14 protein-coding genes and 1 pseudogene are annotated in these 18,521 nt (G+C 57.5%); 11 read left to right on the top strand and 4 right to left on the bottom strand.

Annotated elements, in window-relative coordinates:
* Positions 1–57: 57 nt before the first annotated feature.
* Positions 58–1,731, top strand: a complete 1,674-nt coding sequence (locus tag RG836_RS06095) for a putative bifunctional diguanylate cyclase/phosphodiesterase (RefSeq protein WP_310844056.1) — start codon at positions 58–60, stop codon at positions 1,729–1,731.
* Positions 1,732–1,852: 121 nt separating this feature from the next.
* Here the strand turns inward: RG836_RS06095 and RG836_RS06090 are convergent, their stop codons facing one another.
* Entirely contained in the window at positions 1,853–3,250 is a 1,398-nt protein-coding gene (locus RG836_RS06090; RefSeq protein WP_310844054.1) for a NorM family multidrug efflux MATE transporter, read from the bottom strand.
* A gap of 158 nt (positions 3,251–3,408) precedes the next feature.
* On the opposite strand from RG836_RS06090, the gene RG836_RS06085 reads away from it, so the two are divergent.
* From RG836_RS06085 to RG836_RS06075, 3 genes are all read left to right on the top strand, one after another.
* On the top strand, positions 3,409–4,329 hold the full coding sequence (locus RG836_RS06085) for a LysR substrate-binding domain-containing protein (RefSeq protein ID WP_310844052.1): 921 nt from the start codon (positions 3,409–3,411) through the stop codon (positions 4,327–4,329).
* Positions 4,330–4,519: 190 nt separating this feature from the next.
* Complete coding sequence (locus RG836_RS06080; RefSeq protein WP_310844051.1) at positions 4,520–6,496, top strand: methyl-accepting chemotaxis protein; 1,977 nt, start codon at positions 4,520–4,522, stop codon at positions 6,494–6,496.
* Positions 6,497–6,661: 165 nt separating this feature from the next.
* On the top strand, positions 6,662–7,201 hold the full coding sequence (locus tag RG836_RS06075) for a YbhB/YbcL family Raf kinase inhibitor-like protein (protein WP_310844049.1): 540 nt from the start codon (positions 6,662–6,664) through the stop codon (positions 7,199–7,201).
* A 49-nt stretch (positions 7,202–7,250) separates the two neighbouring features.
* Here the strand turns inward: RG836_RS06075 and RG836_RS06070 are convergent.
* A pseudogene (locus RG836_RS06070) lies at positions 7,251–7,901 on the bottom strand (ATP-binding protein); the annotation flags it as partial.
* A gap of 255 nt (positions 7,902–8,156) precedes the next feature.
* Here RG836_RS06070 and RG836_RS06065 point away from each other — a divergent pair.
* From RG836_RS06065 to RG836_RS06050, 5 genes are all read left to right on the top strand, one after another.
* Positions 8,157–8,711, top strand: coding sequence for a TnsA endonuclease N-terminal domain-containing protein (locus tag RG836_RS06065; RefSeq protein ID WP_310844445.1), 555 nt, complete (start codon positions 8,157–8,159; stop codon positions 8,709–8,711).
* Positions 8,698–10,626 carry a helix-turn-helix domain-containing protein gene (locus RG836_RS06060; RefSeq protein ID WP_310844048.1) on the top strand — a complete coding sequence of 643 codons (1,929 nt, stop codon included), beginning with the start codon at positions 8,698–8,700 and terminating at the stop codon, positions 10,624–10,626. Before RG836_RS06065 ends, RG836_RS06060 begins: the two co-directional genes overlap by 14 nt.
* A complete protein-coding gene (locus RG836_RS06055; protein ID WP_310844046.1) occupies positions 10,623–11,513 on the top strand; it encodes a TniB family NTP-binding protein in 891 nt (296 codons plus the stop codon). Before RG836_RS06060 ends, RG836_RS06055 begins: the two co-directional genes overlap by 4 nt.
* Positions 11,471–12,592, top strand: coding sequence for a TniQ family protein (locus RG836_RS27270; protein WP_409078054.1), 1,122 nt, complete (start codon positions 11,471–11,473; stop codon positions 12,590–12,592). The genes RG836_RS06055 and RG836_RS27270 overlap by 43 nt, the downstream gene beginning before the upstream one ends.
* 670 nt (positions 12,593–13,262) lie before the next feature.
* A complete protein-coding gene (locus RG836_RS06050) occupies positions 13,263–14,024 on the top strand; it encodes a hypothetical protein (RefSeq protein WP_310844044.1) in 762 nt (253 codons plus the stop codon).
* Between the two features lie 125 nt (positions 14,025–14,149).
* Here RG836_RS06050 and RG836_RS06045 read toward each other — a convergent pair whose 3' ends face one another.
* Both RG836_RS06045 and RG836_RS06040 read right to left on the bottom strand, forming a co-directional pair.
* Positions 14,150–14,368, bottom strand: coding sequence for a hypothetical protein (locus RG836_RS06045; RefSeq protein ID WP_008439394.1), 219 nt, complete (start codon positions 14,366–14,368; stop codon positions 14,150–14,152).
* Between the two features lie 92 nt (positions 14,369–14,460).
* Entirely contained in the window at positions 14,461–16,230 is a 1,770-nt protein-coding gene (locus tag RG836_RS06040; protein WP_310844040.1) for a hypothetical protein, read from the bottom strand.
* A 418-nt stretch (positions 16,231–16,648) separates the two neighbouring features.
* On the opposite strand from RG836_RS06040, the gene RG836_RS06035 reads away from it, so the two are divergent.
* Together RG836_RS06035 and RG836_RS06030 are read left to right on the top strand one after the other, a co-directional pair.
* Entirely contained in the window at positions 16,649–17,494 is an 846-nt protein-coding gene (locus RG836_RS06035; RefSeq protein WP_310844037.1) for a GAF domain-containing protein, read from the top strand.
* A complete protein-coding gene (locus tag RG836_RS06030) occupies positions 17,494–17,925 on the top strand; it encodes a hypothetical protein (protein WP_249483063.1) in 432 nt (143 codons plus the stop codon). Before RG836_RS06035 ends, RG836_RS06030 begins: the two co-directional genes overlap by 1 nt.
* The last annotated feature ends 596 nt before the right edge of the window (positions 17,926–18,521 follow it).

Genomic DNA, 18,521 nt, shown 5'->3' with positions numbered 1-18,521 from the left:
TGATGGCACCGGCATAATGCCCGCCGCCAACACCTTTGCAGAGTCTAGGGAGCTAGCTTGTCTACGCCTGTCGAACCCTTGCGTTTGCTGCTACTGGCCGAAGAGCCGGCGTGGGCAGCGTTGTTGCGCGAGTGTCTGGCTCCGATGGGGAGCTCGGCTTTGCTGATCACGGCACCGAATTGGGAGGCTGTGAACAGTTTGTTCAGCGACAACCGCAGCGCGGTGTTGCTGACCACCCCGAGCCTTCAGCCAGCACCCGGTCGTTGCAACCTGCCGACGGTATTGCTGCTCGATCACGAGCCGCTCACTGCGCCCGATGGCGTCAGCGACTGGTTGGTGCACGATCTGCTGGACGCGGGCACCTTGCGCCGCTGCCTGCGGCATGTGCGCGAGCGCGGCGTGTTGGAAAACACCCTGCAACGCCTGGCGGAACAAGATCCGCTGACCGGCATCGCCAATCGCCAGGGTTTTCAGACCTTGCTCGCGGCGCGCCTGGCGGAGAACGACGGCCGTGGCCTGGCGCTGGGGCATCTGGACCTCGACAACTTCCGACACGCCAATGACGCCCTCGGTCATCAGGCCGGCGATCGGCTGATCCTGCAGGTGGTGGCACGGCTGAAAAGCCAACTGGAAGTCGGCGATCAGCTCGCCCGTCTCGGCAGTGATGAATTCGCCCTGTTGATCGACACCCGCCGCGCGCCGCAACGGGCCGAGTGGATGGCCGAGCGCATTGTCGAGGTGATGTCCGAGCCCTATTGGGTCGACGGTGAAAGCCTGCTGATCGGTTGCAGCCTGGGCATCGCCCATGCCCGCGCCCAGGCCGGCGCCGATCCCCTGATGTGGCACGCGCACATCGCCATGCAGCAGGCCAAAAGCACCCAGGGCTGCACCTTCCATATCTTCAATGAACGCATCAACCGCAATGCCCGCAGCCTCGCCGACCTGGAAACCGAATTGCGCCGGGCCCTGCGTCGTGACGAGCTGGAGCTGCATTACCAGCCGCGCCTGAACCTGGCGGACGGGCGGATCGTCGGCCTGGAAGCCCTGGTGCGCTGGCGCCATGGCGAGCGCGGCTTGTTGCCGCCGAGCGAGTTCGTGCCGCTGGCCGAGCAGAGCGGCTTGATCGTGCCGTTGGGTTACTGGGTAATTTCCCGCGCCTTGCGTGACATGCAGGCCTTGCGCGAGCGTGGTTTGCCGCCGCTGCACATGGCGGTGAATTTGTCGTTCCGCCAGTTCCAGGACAGCCAGTTGCTTTCGACCCTGAGCCGGCTGATTGCCGAACGCGGCGTCGAGGCGCAATGGCTGGAGTTCGAATTGACCGAAACCGCCGTAATGCGTCGCAGCGACCTGGTCCAACAAACCATGGACGCCCTCGGACGCCTCGGTGTGCGCTTTTCCCTGGATGACTTTGGCACTGGGTTTTCCTCATTCGTGCACCTCAACAGCCTGCCAATTGCCTTGCTCAAAATCGACAAAAGCTTCGTCGGCGGCATGGAGCAACGGGAAGAAAACCGCAAACTGGTACACGCCATGATCAACCTGGCCCATAACCTGAGCCTGCAAGTGGTGGCCGAAGGTGTGGAAACCCAGGAACAACTCGACCTGTTGAGCGGATTTGGCTGCGATCAAGTGCAGGGTTACCTGATCAGCAAGCCGTTGGCGCTGGTGGACTTGGTGGAGTTCCTCACCTCCGACAGCAATCAGCAGGCCGTGTTGGAAGGGGTGGTTTAGGCCGGTTGTTCATGGCCACGACACCTGTGTGGCGAGCCTGCTCGCGAAATCCCAGGGTCAGTCGCCATCCATGTTGACTGACACACCGCATTCGCGAGCAGGCTCGCTCCCACAAGGCGACTCATTCGGGCTGAAGCCCTTCCAGTCGTGGCTGCGCCAGCGGCTCGCTGCGAATCATCCGCTTGATCTTCCGTTCAAACGCCCAAGTCAAGCCCAGCGCCGCGCAGGCCAGCCCGACGGCCAGGCCCCACCAGACACCGGTCGGGCCCCAGTGCAGATGAAACGCCATCCACCACGCCGCCGGCGCGCCGATTAGCCAATAGCAGCCCAGCCCGACCAGGAAAGTTGTCTTGGCGTCCTTGAGCCCGCGAATGCAGCCCATGGCAATGGTTTGCGTGCCGTCGAACAGCTCGAACCACGCGGCCACCGCCAGTAGGCTCACGGCCAGATTGATCACATCGCCAAATGCCGGATCGTTGAGGTCCAGAAACAGCCCGAGCAATTGATAGGGCAAGAACCACAAGACCATGGCAAAACACAGCATGATCGCCGCGCCGAAGGCGAGGCCGACCCGCCCGGCGAGGCGCGCCTGAAGCAATTGCCCAGCGCCGTAGTGCTGGCCGATGCGCATGGTGATCGCATACGACATACCCGCCGGCACCATGAACGCCACCGAGACAATTTGCAGGGCAATCTGATGCGCCGCCAACGGCGTGCTGCCCATGGTGCCCATGCACAGCGCGGCGAACGCAAACAACCCGGCTTCCACCGCGTAAGTGCCGCCAATCGGCAGGCCCAGGCGCCACAGTTCCTGCAGGTATTGGCGGTTTGGCCGCGACAGGCCATGGCGCAACGGGTAAGCGTCGTACGCGCGGTGCCAGCGAATGTGCAGGGCCAACGCCAGGGCCATCAGGTTGGCGACAATCGCCGTCACCAGGCCAATGCCCATCAAACCCAGTTTCGGCAAGCCGAACATCCCGGTGATCAACGCATAGTTGAGCAGGAAGTTGGCCACCGTGCCGCAGACGCTGATCACCATTACCGGAGAGGCGCGGCCGATCGCGCTGGTAAAGCCGCGCAGGGCCATGAAAGTCAGGTAGCCGGGCAGGGCGAAGGGCAGGGCGATCAGGAACTGCCCGGCCATCTGCACGTTGCTGTCAGTCTGGCCGAACATCAGCAGCACCGGTTTCAGGTTCCACAGCAGCAACGCAGCCAGCAGCGCCATGATCCACGCGAGCCACAGGCCAGCCTGGGTCAGACGCGCGGCACCTTCGAGATCGCCGCCGCCCTGACGGATCGCCACCAGCGTGCCGACCGCCGCAATCACTCCGATGCAGAAAATCGACACGAACGAATAACTCGCCGCGCCCAGGCCGCCGCCGGCCAAGGCCTCGGGGCTCAAGCGCGCCATCATCAGCGTATCGGTGAGCACCATCAGCATGTGCGCCAACTGCGAGGCGATCAGCGGCCCCGACAGCCGCAGAATGGCCCAGAGTTCGCGACGTGCAGGATGCTTCATGGTCATCACGCTCAATTCTTATAGAGGACAGGAAACCGTCGATTCTCGGCGCTCTCAACCCTTTGCACAAAGGGATAAAAACGATCATTAGCATGACTCAAACTCATGCTGGGGAGTTTCTGCTAGGGTGACAGCATCCCGTTGTCAGAGATTTCCCAATGTCCCGTCGTCTTCCTCCCCTTTATGCCCTGCGCGCATTCGAAGCGGCGGCGCGGCACAGTTCGTTTACCCGGGCCGCGGAAGAGCTGTCGATCACCCAAAGCGCAGTCAGCCGGCACATTCGCACACTGGAGGAGCATTTTGCCTGCCGCTTGTTTCACCGTAGCGGCCGTAACCTGCAACTTACCGAGTCGGCGCGGCTGATCCTGCCGGGCATCCGCGAGGGCTTCACCGCCCTGGAGCGCGCCTGCAATACCCTGCGTGCCGAAGACGACATCTTGCGCATGAAAGCCCCGTCGACCCTGACCATGCGGTGGCTGCTGGCGCGGCTCAGTCGTTTTCGCCACCTGCAACCCGGCAATGAAGTGCAACTGACCAGCGCCTGGATGGACATTGATCGGGTGGATTTCAACCACGAACCGTTCGACTGCGCGGTGATTCTCAGCAACGGTAATTTTCCTCCGGACTGGGAAGCCACTCTGCTGTTTGCTGAGGAACTGATCCCGGTGGGCGCGCCGAACCTGCTCGACGATCAGCCGTGGGACGTTGCCCGGCTGGCCAGTACCGAGCTGCTGCACCCGGCGCCGGATCGCCGCGACTGGCGCAATTGGCTGGAACGCATGGGCCTGGCGGACAAGGTCTCGCTCAAGGGCGGGCAGGTGTTCGATACCCTGGAGCTGGGCATGATCGCCGCCGCGCGTGGGTACGGCGTGTCGATGGGGGATTTGCTGATGGTGGCCGAAGACGTTGCCCAAGGACGGTTGAGCCTGCCGTGGCCGACCGCCGTGGCCAGCGGGGAACACTATTACCTGGTGTGGCCCAAGACACGACCCGGCGGTGAACGCATGCGCCGACTCAGCGACTTCCTGCAACACGAAGTCAGCGCCATGGAATTGCCCGCAGTCGAGCGCCTCGCGTGAACGTTTGCGCCCCCTGAAATAAAGGCTTACAGCCATACCCGCACAATTCGCTCAAGTATTGGCTTTTGCCGCCGAATCTTGAACATGGGACTTCCGTTTGCAGCGGCCCCGTTTCACCCCTTTTTCTAGAATATTTTGCTGAGCGTGCCACGAGATTATGGATGATCCGTCGACTCGGCCAGGAGCTGTCATGTCTCAACCCCGTGCCCGGATCGCCTCGCAGCTAGGCCTTGCCCTTGCCGTGATACTGGCGATCGTGATCAGCGGCAGTACTGTGTTCGCCTTGCGTTCGCTGGACGCCGCCAACCTCGACACCCGTGAAGAGCATCTCGCCAGTGAAGCACGGCTGCTGGCTGACCAGTTGAACACTTTCCACAGCACGCTGCGTGAAAGCACCCAGCGTCTGGCAGGGCTGTTCGAGAAGCGCTTCAGCGCCGGCTTGACGGTGCATGCAGACGAACCTGTGGTAGTGGCCGGCACGCAAACGCCGGGTCTGCACCTGGGCAGCGAAGTGTTGAACAACAACTTCAAGGAAGTCGACGAGTTCAAGCAAATGACGGCCGGTGTCGCGACCGTGTTCGTGCGCAGCGGTGACGAGTTCATTCGCGTCAGTACCAACGTCACCAAGCAGGATGGCAACCGGGCCATCGGCACCGTGCTCGATCATGCGAACCCGGCTTATGCACGCTTGATGGCGGGGCAAAACTACGTCGGCCGCTCCTTGCTGTTCGAGCGCTTTTACATGTCGCAGTACACGCCCGTTCGCGACAGCAGCGGCAAAGTGATTGCGGTGTTGTACGTCGGTTTTGACTACACCGACGCGCAGAACGCGCAGTTTGAAAACCTCAAGCGTTTCCGTATCGGCCAGACCGGCTCGCTGGCGCTGCTGGACGAGCAGAACAAGTGGCTGGTGCCGATCGCCGGCGTGCAGGCGCTGGACGTGGCCACGCCGATCATCGCCAGCCTGGCGAAAACCCCGGGCAAGGGCGATTTCTGGAGCGACAAGTCCGAAGACTTCTACAGCGTAGCCGTGCCATTCGAAGGTGGGCCATGGTCGGTGGTGGCGAGCATGCCGAAAACCGAAATCCGCGCCGTGACCTGGAGCGTCGGCATCCAGTTGGCTATCGGCAGCCTGTTGGCGATGTTGATCGCGGTAGGTTCGGCGGTGTGGCTGCTGCGCAGCAAATTGGCGCCGCTGGGCGACCTGGTGCGCCAGGCGGAAGCCTTGGGCGCGGGTGATTTGAGCGTTCGTCTGAACGTGGCCAGCAACGACGAAATTGGCCAACTGGCTCGCGCCTTCAACAAGATGAGCGAAGCACTGTCGACCATGGTTTCGCACATTCGCAAAGCGTCCGAAGAGGTCAACAGCCGCGCGCAGGCTTTGTCTGGTCTGTCTGGCGGTGCCTACGAAGGCATGGAGCAGCAGTCCGGCGAAATCACCAGCATGGCCGGCGCGGTGGAAGAATTCAGCGCCACCTCGCTCAACATCGCCGACAACATGGGTGCCACCCAACGTCTGGCGCAGGAGAACGCCCAGCAAACCCAGATCGGCCGGAGCTCGATGAACGAAGCGTCGTCGTCGCTGGAGCAAATTGCCGGTGCACTGAACAGCACCGCTACGGTGATCAACACCTTGGGCCAACGCTCCCAGGAAATCGGTGGCATCGTCGGCGTCATTACCTCGATCGCCGAACAAACCAACCTGCTGGCACTCAACGCCGCCATCGAAGCCGCCCGTGCCGGCGAGCAGGGCCGAGGCTTTGCCGTGGTCGCCGACGAAGTCCGCAACCTCGCCTCTCGCACCCGCGAAGCCACCGATGAAATCTCCGGGATGATCCACAGCATCCAACAGGAAACCGGCAACGCCATCAGCACCATGGAACAAGGCAACCTGTTGATGCAGGAAGGCCTGTCACGCAACGCCAACGTCGCCTCGGCCCTGGCTCGCATCGACGAACAAAGCCGCTCCGCCGGCCAGCAATTCGCCGCCATCACCACTGCCACGCAAGAGCAAAGCAGCACCGCGACCTTGCTCAGCAGCAACCTGCAAAGCATCGCCCTGGCCAACAGCGAACAGCGCGAAGTGGTGTCGAACCTGGCGATCACGGCCAAGGAACTGGAGAAATTGGCAGCCGACTTGCGAGCCGAGGTTGATCGCTTCCGCTGAGTGGCCCCGTGTTTGTGGCGAGGGAGCAAGTTCCCTCGCCACATGATTCGGACATGGAGCGCTCAGTCATACCAAAGCATAAAAAGACCGCGCCGAGGTATGAGTGTCAGCCTGGCTTTCAAGATTTAAAGTGTGTTGACGATCAAACAGCCAGGCGAAGTTGTCATGAAAGTCAGACAGATTCTATGTGCCTTGTTTTTATGGGCAGTCTTCACGGCCAATGCTTCTGAATTCTCCCTCACCAGCAGCGACATCGCACAAGATCAGCCGCTGACCCGTGCTGAAGTGTTCAAGGGCTTCGGCTGCGATGGCGATAACTTGTCTCCTCAGCTCTCCTGGCACAACGCACCGGCGGGCACCAAGAGCTTTGCCATCACGGTGTTCGATCCTGACGCACCCACGGGCAGCGGCTGGTGGCACTGGACGGTGGTCAATCTGCCCGTCACGGTCACTAGCGTGCCGCGCGCTGTTGGCTCAACACTTCCCGTCGGAGCCGTCCAGGGGCGTACCGATTATGGGCAAGCCGGATTCGGTGGGGTCTGCCCTCCTGCGGGTGACAAACCTCATCACTACCAATTCACTGTCTGGGCTTTGAAAGTCGACAAGTTGCCGCTAGACGCCCAGGCCAGCGGGGCATTGGTTGGCTATATGTTGAATGCCAGCGCCTTAGCCAAAGCGACCATTGTTGCAACCTATCAGCGGTAGTCGGTGCCCCTTGAAAACCTCCGGTGTCCATTGTTGGCGGATAGATTGATCACTGCGTTGCCGGTCGATACTGCAACGCCTCTGCCAGATGCTCGCGCTTGATCCTGTCCACCTGCTCAAGGTCCGCCAACGTTCGCGCGACCTTGAGCAATCGGTGTGCCGCTCGCAACGACAACGTCAGCCGCTCGCAAGCCGTTTCCAGCCAGGTTTCATCAGTGGTCGATAACGTGCAGTGCTGGCGCAGTCCAGGCAGGTCGAGGAAGGCATTGGCGCAGCCCTGGCGTTTTTGCTGCCGTTCCCGGGCGTCAGCGACCAATATCGCTGCCGCAGCCGTGTCATCTCCGGGCTTGCTGACCGGGTTCAGTGCCGTTGCCTCTCGCGCCACCGTCAGGTGCAAATCGATCCGATCCAGTAATGGCCCTGACAGTTTGTTGCGGTAGCGCTGCACCATGTCCGGCGTGCATGAGCATTTGCCGCTGGGTTCGCCCAGATAGCCGCAGGGGCAGGGGTTCATCGCGGCCACTAGCTGGAATCGCGCCGGAAACCGCACTCGATCCCGCGCTCGGGAAATCACGATATGCCCGGACTCCAGCGGCTCCCTCAGGACTTCCAAAACCTTACGATCAAACTCCGGCAGTTCATCGAGGAACAGCACGCCATGGTGAGCGAGGGTGATCTCGCCGGGTTGCGGTTTCGAGCCGCTGTAGGCTTTCGAAATACATGATAAATAGCTACGCTAGAGGCCGCTATTGGCCATCAAAACCTTCTGAAATTACTGAGACACTTGTCGGTAATAAATGAGACCAGATAAAAAATGATCGGAAATAGATGCGACCAGATTAAGCCGGTCCGGAAGATCAAGCCGACCCGCCGCAGCATTTCAGGAGTGATGGCTTTCAAAGGGTTAGGTGGGGTCGCTTTTGAGTCGTCATTGGAAAGAGACTTTCTGAAGCGTATGCGCTTCTCTCACCAGGTTGAGTCGGTTATCTCCCAACCGGTGGAGGTTCCTTTCTCCGACTCCCTAGGACGCCCGCAGATCTACACGCCTGATTATCTTGTTTTTTACCACCAGCAGAACTTGCCTTACTTTGGCGTGCTACGGCCGCTGCTTGTGGAGGTAAAACCGAGGGAACAATGGGTAGAGAACTGGCGAGCCTGGTCAGGCAAGTGGAAGGAAGCACGCCGGTTGGCTCGTAGCCAGGGGTGGCAGTTCCGCATTTATGACGAGTCGCGGATTCGTGGCCTTCCGCTCGAAAACATTGTGTTCCTCGAGCGCTTTGAGCGAATGATCTTTGAACAAAGTGACATCGATACAGTGCTGAATACGCTGCGCGAGATGGAAGTTGCTCCGGTGCACTACCTCCTGGCACGGCATTTCAACGGTATTTTCCGCGATCGGGGCGTATCGCTGCTGTGGCACCTGATCGCTACTCGTCAGGTTGACTGCGACATTACTGAACCGCTGAATCATGACCTCGAACTCTGGGTGCCTGATCATGAAACTGTATGAAGACGACACCAGCGAGCATCTGGTCCCGTTTGAGCCCGTTCGGTCTCGCGTTGCCATTGAGGTCGGCGCGATGGTGCGGCGAGACAGGCAGGTCTACCGGATTGTTCAGATCTTGGATCTGCAAACGGTGATTGCGACGGAGGTCGAGACCGGTCGCAGTACGGCTCTACAGATTCTGGACCTAAGGGCTGTGGATGCGGAAAAACTGGACGGCCTATACGTTAACCACGATATCAGCAGCATCAGCTCAGATGCCTGGGCTATTGCGCAAAAGCGTTACTCCGCAATTCTGCCGTTGCTAGGCAACACGGTCTTATCCAAAGAAACCGTCGCGGCGCGTGCGAAGGCGACAGGAATCAGCCCGGCAACCCTTTATCGTTGGCTAGATCGCTACAATCGATGGAATGAGGTCTTGGCTCTCGTGCCGCGCAAACGAGGATGGCGTGAGGGCAGTACGCGTCTTTCTGTTGAAGGAGAAAAGCTCGTACAAGAGGTACTGGCTGATTACTACCTGACTGAGCAAAGGTACACGGTTCAGTCCACCATTTCGGAAGTCGAACGTAGAGCGCGAGTGCTAGACATTCAGCCTCCGGGTGCATCCGCCATCAGGGCCCGGATCCGACAGATTCCCGAGGTGGTGAAGCTTCGCCGGCGCGGATATGCCGAGCAGGCGAACAATAGACACACACCTTCAGTCGGTCAGTTTCCAGACGAAGGCTATCCCCTAGCCGTTGTGCAGATCGACCATACCCCGGTCAATCTCATTGTGGTGGACGAACGCCATCGCAAGCCAATTGGTCGGCCATGGCTCACCCTTGCCATCGACATCTACTCCTGCATGATCGTTGGCTACTACTTGGCGTTCGAGTCGCCTTCCGAGACATCTGTGGCGATGTGCATCGCACATTCGATTTTGCCCAAGGAAGCCTGGCTGGCTGCCCACGACATCCGTGGAGAGTGGCCGGTATGGGGCTTTCCGCGCACGATTCACACTGATAACGGTGCAGACTTCAGGGCGCAGAACATCGTAGATTCTTGCAAGAACTACGGGATAGACAGCGTCTTCCGACCATCCAAGGTTCCAAAGTACGGTGGTCGAATTGAGCGGGTGCTTGGTACCTTCATGAGAATGGTGCACGAGCTACCGGGAACCACCTTCAGTAACCCTCAGGAGCGTGAGGGCTATGACTCGGATGCTAAAGCCGTTCTCACAATGGCGGAATTCGAGGTATGGCTGGTTCGGTCAATTTTGAAGTACCACCAGACCTACCATAAAAAGCTCCACATGAGCCCAGCTCGCAAGTGGCAGTTGGCATTCTTCGGCAATCGGGAGGTAGATCCCCTGATCAGCGTGCCGGCGCGACCGACGGATCCTTTGGCGGTACAGCTGGACTTCCTCCCATCTGTTCGCAGGACAGTGCAGACGTATGGTGTGCAGTGGGATCTGTTCTACTACTCCGAGGCGCTGCGTCATTGGATCAATCAAAAGGATCCCACGACCGGAAAGGCTCTCAAACTGCTCTTCAGGCGGGATCCTAGGGATGTAAGCGTCATTTGGTTCTACGACCCTGTTCTGAAGCAATACTTCCGAGTGCCGGCCTCATACCAGGCATTTCCTGCGGTAACCCTCTGGGAGTATCACGCTGCCAAGGACAAAGCTGTCAGCGAAGGGCGCGAGAACATAGACGATGCGTTGATCGCCGAGTACGCCGTCGAAAACCGAAAGCTTGTCGAAGAGGCGTCCGCGAACAGCAAGAAAGCCCGCAAAGACGCTCAGAAGAGTCGTACCCACAGCAGGAAGGGTACGCCGGCCCAACCGAGCAAGCCCGTTGCGAAGCTGGTACTAGATCCCATTCAGGAGGATTCTGACCTACTTATGCTTTCGGAGGTCGAATCGACAGGTGAAGTCGAATGAGCACATACGAACACATCCATTCTGATTTTCGACCGGTGTTGCAGCTGAGTGACCGGGAACGGATCCTTTTCATGGGAGAGGAGCGCTGGATCGGGTATGCATCGGCTCGCACGATCCTGGATACGCTTAATGACCTGATCGTCATGCCCAAGCGAGCGCGAATGCCTAATCTGCTGATTGTGGGCGATTCCAACAACGGCAAGACGACCATCATTCGGCGCTTCCAGAAAACGCATGGCGAAGGGTACGTCGACGAAAATGATGACCCGGTCCGCCCGTTGATTCTGGCGGAGGCACCTTCGGCTGCTGACGAGAAGGCGCTGTATGTGGCTTTGTTGGAGCAGCTATGGATGCCTTACAGAATCACGGATACCAAGTTGGCATTGCGTTACCAAGTGATCCATTCCTTCCGTGAGCTCAGGGTCAGAATGCTGATCATTGATGAGTTCCATTCGTTGCTGACGGGCTCTGCGATCAAGCAACGTGAGGTGATGAACGCCTTGAAGTCGCTCTGCAATGAACTGGTAATACCGATCATTGGCGTCGGAACAACGGATGCCGTTCGTATCCTTCATCATGACCCACAACATGCCAGTCGCTTCGATGTCATCAAACTCGATCAGTGGAAGCTTGATCCCGAATTCCAGCGCGTACTCAAAGGGTTTGAGTCGGTACTGCCGCTGAAGAAGCCCTCTGAGTTGGCGCATCCAGATAAGGCTCGGCGTATACACGCCATTTCGGGCGGAAACCTGGGGAATGTGCACCGGCTTCTGATGGAGTGTACGAAGCAGGCCATAGCTTCTGGTAAGGAGTGCATTGAGATAGAACTTATCGAGAGCATGTCATGGTTACGTCCTACTCGTGGCATCCGGGAGCAGGCCCTGTAAACTCGATCTGGCCCCTCAGTAAACCGCTGCTCGCCGACGAGCTTCTGACTTCGTGGATTGTCAGGATGGCACTTGCTCACGGCTGCTCCCCCGCAGCGTTGACCGCAATCGCATGGCCTGGCTTTAGAGCTTGGGCAAGTGACCTAGGTCGAACTGTGGCAGAGAATAGGCTTGCGGTTCTGAGCCGGCTGTCGGGTGTACCTTGCGCGAGTCTGCAGTTCGCTACCCTTGGGCATGCGATGTCTTCGATCGTGCACCGTCCGGACAGACTGCCGCGTGGGAATTGGCCTTGGCTAACAGTGCTGGGCTGCAGAGGGGGGCATCATAGTGGGGGGCTGCAATGCTGCCCGGATTGCATTGCGCAATACAACTCGCGGTACTGCATTCAATCGCGCTTGGCCTGGCATACCTGCTGCCCTATCCATGGGGTAGAGCTTGTTGATCGGTGTGGACGTTGTCTGGCTCCTCTGCAGCCGGAGCAACTGAGAGCCGGTGCCATGTTCAGCGACTGCCATAGGTGCGGTGCTGCGCTAAGCGGTGGAGCTCGGAGCCCTGCTGCAGAAGCTGCGCTGGCTTTTCAGAGGTACGTAGACGAAAGCATTGGCCTGCGCCCCCTGTACGGAACATCGTCTCTCGATTTTCGCGATTGGTTAACCATTGCACGAACCATGGTGAGTTTTGCCCAGGTAGCAATACGTCGCCATAGCGCTGCTGCCGGACGATTCTTTGAATCACTGGGCATACCGCTTGAGTCCATTCAACCGATTCCATTGGGTTTACCCCTTGAATACCTTTCTCCCGCTGAACGCTCTGTGCTGCTCAGCATCGTGTGGGTGATAATGTCAGCCGGGCCACAAACGTTTATCGAAGCAGCACGACATGAATCACTTCCAGCCTCGACTCTGCATTTCTCCCCCAATAGTGCGCCCCCAGTTCTGCTGGATTTGGTCGCAGCACTGCGGTCGCCTAGACATCATTTGATGAGCGTTGTTGGCCGTGAACATACCAGTAGCCCCGCGCAGACGCTGCGTATGTGGTTGCGACTGAAACGAAAGGTCAGACGACGTGGCATCTGTTGAGTATTTGGGTCGCTGTGAATGCGACGGCTGTGGCCGTGCCATTGAGCAGCCCAAAAGGATTTACCGAGAAAAGCGCTATTGCGGGAACTGCTATCCACGGCTGTTCAAGCGTCGACTCTGTCCTGGCTGCAGCAATTTCTCCAGGCTTCCGACATTTGATAAGGCCGCGCGCTGCAGCGCCTGCTTAAGGAGTGGGCCATGTGCCCGATGCAACAAGGTCGATTTCAAAGTCGGGCGAATTACTCCATATGGGCCTGTGTGCAAGCCTTGCGCAGTGCACTTTCGTGAGCCGGCAATCTGCGAATCCTGCGGGACGCATTCACAGCGAGTAGCGAGGAATACGCGGACTGGCAAATTGCTCTGCCCAAAATGCAGTGGTCCTGCTGCCGAGACATGTCCTGACTGCCGGCGACATCGCGTATTGATTGCGGGATCTGATGGTCGTCGGCGCTGCAAGGTCTGCATCACAGCAGGTGTGCATGCGTGTGTGACTTGTCGTGTCAGTACACCAGCCGGGCGTGGCGAAGAGTGTGAGCAATGTTATTGGGAAAGAACCTTCCACAAGCGCTTGGCAATTAACGTTGCCGGATTGAGCGTTCAATCCATGGCGCAGCGGTTTCAGCGATTCGGAAGTTGGGCTTTGCTTGAGCTTGGTCCCAAGGCGGGAGCCTTGAAGATCAACACTTATTACAAGTTCTTCAAAGAGCTCGAAAACGTCTGGCAGGATGTGCCTCCGTACGTTGAACTGCTGCGGCATTTCTCGGCTGAAGGATTGCGCCGTGCACGCGTTCCCATGCGTTGGCTGAGCGAGCTCGACGGTTTGATGGTGCGCGCGCAGGCCCGCGAAACAGATTCTGAGCAGCGACGTGTGCAGGGCATCATGGAGCAACCCCGAGAACCCTGGCCCGAGCAATTGATTGTCGGTTATTACCGCATGCTGCAAAGCCGCTTGGCGGCCGGTGACATTAGCCTTAGATCAACCAGGCTCGCTTTACGATCTGCCTCTGATTTGCTGGAACACTCGCGGCTGAAGGCCGGCGCCATGGTTGACCAGAAAGCGCTCGATAGTTATTGGCGTAAGTCGCCGGGGACGGTGGCAAGTGTCACCGGGTTCATCGGGTACTTGAACAGGGTTTACAGCGCGGGACTGAACTCTCGTCCGGATGCGAATTGGGCAAGACAGCAGAAGCTAGCGAAACGCGAGCGAAAGCTTGTCGAGTTGCTGCCACAACGCGACGAGACAAGTGATTTTGAGTCTCGATGGATTGTTAAGGCCTTGGCCTATTTTCATGGTATCGACAGGATCAGTCGCAAGGCACTGGTTTATGTTCCGGCAACCTATCAAGGGACTGCAGGATTCAACATTGAATGTCCGCAAGGGGTGCTGTGGGTGCCATCAGCGGGCACCTATGAGCGAACCATCGTCGATTAAAGGGTAATCCATGGACTTAGCCATCTCTCTGCATTCTACCTGACCATCATGCAGCGCGGCCGCAGCCTGCGGAGAGTGTCTCGTCGCGGTAAGTCATCTATGACTCCAGAGTCCGGGGTAGTTATCTAGCACTGCCGTAGTTGCATGATCGCGTCTGCAATCGCTTTTGAATTTACATCCAGGGTTTCCATAGCTGCCACTGCATTGGCTGCAACACTCTCTACACCATTCTCAGAAAGCCACTTGGTGATTTCTTCGATCGCCGCGCCTAGTGCGTGCTGGTTGTGCAGAAGCAGCGTCAGAGCATCAGCCGTGGCGATCTTGCAGTCTGAGTAGTCAGTCATGACGGTCGTCCTTGGAAAGACCTTCTGGAAGCCTAGTTCATCTCGCCGGCTACAGCGGGACGCTTCTCTAGGGAGTCAGTAGAGCTCCAAGATTAGACAAGCGCTAGATCGAGCTCACCGAATTTGTTGATGAGGATGTTCCGGTAAAGAATTTCCTTGTCATGTTTGCCATGGTTAAAGGTGACGTATTCTTCTGGGTACAGCTTCTTGAGTTTGCTGAACACCCCTCTGTAGCCGGGAATCCTTCGGCATAGCTCGTTGACGAAATGCTTGAATGTCTCTTCATTTCCGCTGAACGTCATCAACAGTCCTGCAGATCCCGGAGGGATTTCACCTTCTTTCCCGTCCTTTCGCTGAACCTCGAAGCAAAAGAAATTGCCCTTGGTCGTCTTGATGCGGACGATCAATATTCCCCGCCGCAGTCCGGCGCTTCGGTCGAGATACAGCCAGGAGCGAACATCTGATGGAAGCTCCTCTTCGTTTTCGACCATGAGCTCAACGACACCGAGTGGCGGCTTACTGCTGAATCGTGCCAGGGGCGTGTACCAGTCAACGCGTAGGATCTTTTCCGGATTGTCAGCGGCGATTGATTTGAGTGCATTCCAGATGTCCATAAAAAAGCCTTGAGTTTCCAGCGCCACGTCAGGTGCTGTCTCATGCTCTGCATCCGACACGGTCTCAAGCTTGCCGACGTTCTTTCCACTTCCGGTGCCAGTACCCGCAGAGACTCCATCTGCCTCAGGTGGTGCTGGGCCAAGTGGACTTTTGTTGGCTTTCACTACAGATTTTGATTTCTTCACTGGCCGTTTTTCGCCAAGCACTTTGAAAGGCGCGGCTTTCGCCTCGTAGATTTCGGCATGTCGATCGGGCTCAATCGTGGAGCGTTCCTGGAGGAACTCCTCGAGGGCAGCGCTTTTGATCGGACGCGGCAGCACGATTCTTCCTAGGCCATCCAAGCCTTCGCTACTGTCGAACTTCAGTTTTTGAAATTCAACTTCTGGACCTTTGGGCATGCTGGTTCCCATCAGATCCAAGCACAGAAAAGTTTTCCCGTCATTCAGCCATTTGCCCCGACCGAGGATCTCACCATGACCTTCGAACCATGGTTCGCATTTGAGGAGCATGGGCTTGCCCGGTGCTTGGGACATGAATTGCGAATTCACCCTTTTTACAATGCTAGCCGTGTACGGGTCGTAGAGAATATGAGCCAGGAACACTGCGTCGAAGAAGCGCATTCTCGGGCCCGGGCGAACTAGCCAAACGGGCAGATTACGCTCTGCTTTTGGGTTTTGATAAAGAACATTAAAAACATCGTCCCATCGCAAATTAGCAAGGGCCCTGCAGATCTCCATGTTTCTGGCATAGGCACGTACGAAGTACTCTGTGCAGGGGATCAGTAGATTTTTATCATCACCCAACGAGAAGTCGAGAAGCTTGCAGGCATCGTCGTTTCCCTTGAGTAACGGATACTCGTCATCTGAGAAAAGCATCCCTTGATCCGCGGCGATGAGCCCTCTGCGTGAGGTAATCCGCCGTCTTGATGCGTTGAAGTTTACCGCTAGCCTTGCCGTGTCGAGCTCGGTGTCTGATATGCAGTGACCATTGCGCCAGATTGTGCCGACTCTGTAATGGGGAAGGCTGGTGAAGGGAACGTGGGCCACCTTAAATTCACCAGGGACGTTATCCTTCAGTTCGCGGAACAGTACGGCCGCAAGGGGGATGGACATCGCCCTGTTATTACGCATCACGGGGCCGTACCACCAGACGATGTAGTCGCCTACCCAGTTTTGAGTTTTGCTATCAGGATTCCTGAGGTCAGGCCTTCGGTATGCAAAATTGCAACGCGTCACTGCTTTGGTCACCGACCATTCTCTCCTGACTTGCAGTTCAACCCATTTCCCGCTTCACCGGCACCGCCGATGTGCCATTTATTTGCCATCACTTGCCGGTGGCAGTGTACTCAGTCGTTTTGTTTGATGCGATGAAAATTGGCGCCGACTTTCGGCCTGGCTGCGGGCTCCTTCAAATCACGTGCGACAGGCGACTTATCCACTGAAACCTTATCCAATACAGCAATCATCCCTCTTCGTCGGTAAAGGTGGCAGTTCGGCTTCAGCGGAAACTATGCCCCCGGCATCACCGTTAATGGAGGCTTCGGGTTTCGCACTACGGGCCCGGTGTGATATGAATTTGCGATTACCGCATCATCATTAAAGAGCTTGGCGCATCAGATGCCGCGCGATTGGATTACCGTTAGAAAGCTGGCAGGAAGATAACAAGATGTTGCGGACGGGACCAAAACGAAAAGCGATTTACGCCATTTCTGGCCACATCTACGTCATCGCCGGTTTGATGTCCTCGGGGACAATCTGGCTGATGGACGTTGAAAAGGACGACAAATGGATCGCCCAGAGACCGGTGGTCTGGACGCTCGTCGACAGCTTCCAGGAGGTAGCAATCTGGGTACTGCTGGCTATCGCGGCGGTGGTCGTTGCCATGGCCGTTATCAAGCATATGGCAGACCCGTGGGTCGTTGAAAAGCTGCAGTTCATCCTCGATGAATACCAAGGGAAGGTATTCAAAGATCTCAATGTACCCAAGGATCACAATAGGGTCACTCTATTCAAATACCGCAAAGGGCTGTTCTTTCGCCGTCATTGGCTCGAGGAGAGTAAGGATGGCTGGTGGCCCTTCAAAACTCGACGGCTCTATGGGAATTATCTGGTTCCGTACATGCGGTCCGGCCATCTGACACTGAAAACCAAGACGCTATTTTTCATCGACAATGAAAACAGCGCACGTACTCAAGGGCTTGCCGGCCTCGCTTGGTCGACTCGCCAGGTTGCCTTGCTGTCTGACCTCCCTGAGATCAAACCGGGGACGGGTGCTGCCAAAAAAGAGAGTTATGCTAAGGTGACCAGGTCGTCAGTGAGGTTTGTGGAGAGGTACCTTGCTGAAGGAAGGACGCTCCCACGCTCCATGGCTGCCGTGCCAGTGGAGTGCAACGGCAAGCTTTGGGGGGTAGTCGTCTTGGACAGTTTGACGTCCTTGGCGGTGACACAAGAGTCCGTTGAGCATTACACGCTCACGGTCGCTCTAATAGGTCACTTATTGGAGAGAGCCTGATGCGTACATCACTTGAAGAGTGGATTTCGGTCTCCCAGCACGATCTCAACGAAGTGGAATCCAGAGAGCAGCGTGGTCTGAAGGTTCAGTTCATGGTGGCTCCGTCCGACCTGCCGAGTGCGTGGAGAGTCGTCCACGAGAAGGCAGACTCTGTCGAGGTCGAGTTCAAATACCTGGGTGGTAACGAGCCGAAACAGCTTGAGCATTGCTCGAATAACATCACCTTGGAAGTCGGCAAAAACAGCAAGCGGATCTACAAGATCACCTTGGACGTGCGGAGCGTGCCTACTTCGGGTGAGCTGATGATCTCCCGTGCTGCGGACGTCGTCGAACATGGTTCCGGACTAAACAAGGGCAATTCGGAAGTCATCCACCGGTTTCTGACGTCCAAGCGATCGAAACCTGAGATCTTAGAGCGTATGGCTCCCTGAGTGCACTGCTCAACACGTCCGGGCTCATGCCCGCTCGGCGTAGCACCTGAGGTGCTCCATCGGATGACTCAAAGGCCTAGTCGTTACTTATTGGGCCACGCAAATCAGCACGCCTTGGTCGCGCATCGATATCCACACCACGATACCGCTGCTCACTAATATGGATAATTGCACTGAGTTGACCGGGCATTTGATCTGGCCAACCAGTTGCATAAGACCTGACCAATACCATTTGGGACAGTGACTAGCTGAGATCCAATCCCACCGTAGCCCAGTGATTGGCTGCTGGAAGAGCAAATGGTAAGGCTCAGGGAGTCGTGATCGAAAAACTCTACTGCAGCGGGCCTAGCCGGCGACGCCGCTGGCTCGGATCTCTGTTGCGCATAACCTCTTTGAGGCGTTCAGTTGCTTCCGCGAAGACCGCAGGGTCTGCCTCTCGGATAGCTTTCATTAGATCTTCGCGTCGGCGAGCCTTGCCCTCAATGATCTCGGCAAAGTTGCTATCTGACTTATGAGAACTACTCATTTGGGCAGCCTCGTGAATCGGGCGGTGTTCTGAGCGTACCACACGGATAGCTGGATGAGACGGTGGGTTT

It is taken from the genome of Pseudomonas rhizozeae, from assembly GCF_031583775.1.
Taxonomy (GTDB): Bacteria; Pseudomonadota; Gammaproteobacteria; order Pseudomonadales; family Pseudomonadaceae; genus Aquipseudomonas.
This window is presented reverse-complemented; position numbering and strand designations above follow the sequence as displayed.

What these genes read in the sequence shown, in the direction of transcription:
- RG836_RS06060 (WP_310844048.1), top strand. Translation starts at nt 8,698, where the DNA reads ATGAAACTGTATGAAGACGACACCAGCGAGCATCTGGTCCCGTTTGAG.
- RG836_RS27270 (WP_409078054.1), top strand. Translation starts at nt 11,471, where the DNA reads ATGGTTACGTCCTACTCGTGGCATCCGGGAGCAGGCCCTGTAAACTCG.
- RG836_RS06085 (WP_310844052.1), top strand. Translation starts at nt 3,409, where the DNA reads ATGTCCCGTCGTCTTCCTCCCCTTTATGCCCTGCGCGCATTCGAAGCG.
- RG836_RS06090 (WP_310844054.1), bottom strand. Translation starts at nt 3,250, where the DNA reads ATGAAGCATCCTGCACGTCGCGAACTCTGGGCCATTCTGCGGCTGTCG.
- RG836_RS06045 (WP_008439394.1), bottom strand. Translation starts at nt 14,368, where the DNA reads ATGACTGACTACTCAGACTGCAAGATCGCCACGGCTGATGCTCTGACG.
- RG836_RS06065 (WP_310844445.1), top strand. Translation starts at nt 8,157, where the DNA reads ATGCGCTTCTCTCACCAGGTTGAGTCGGTTATCTCCCAACCGGTGGAG.
- RG836_RS06055 (WP_310844046.1), top strand. Translation starts at nt 10,623, where the DNA reads ATGAGCACATACGAACACATCCATTCTGATTTTCGACCGGTGTTGCAG.
- RG836_RS06035 (WP_310844037.1), top strand. Translation starts at nt 16,649, where the DNA reads ATGTTGCGGACGGGACCAAAACGAAAAGCGATTTACGCCATTTCTGGC.
- RG836_RS06030 (WP_249483063.1), top strand. Translation starts at nt 17,494, where the DNA reads ATGCGTACATCACTTGAAGAGTGGATTTCGGTCTCCCAGCACGATCTC.
- RG836_RS06075 (WP_310844049.1), top strand. Translation starts at nt 6,662, where the DNA reads ATGAAAGTCAGACAGATTCTATGTGCCTTGTTTTTATGGGCAGTCTTC.
- RG836_RS06080 (WP_310844051.1), top strand. Translation starts at nt 4,520, where the DNA reads ATGTCTCAACCCCGTGCCCGGATCGCCTCGCAGCTAGGCCTTGCCCTT.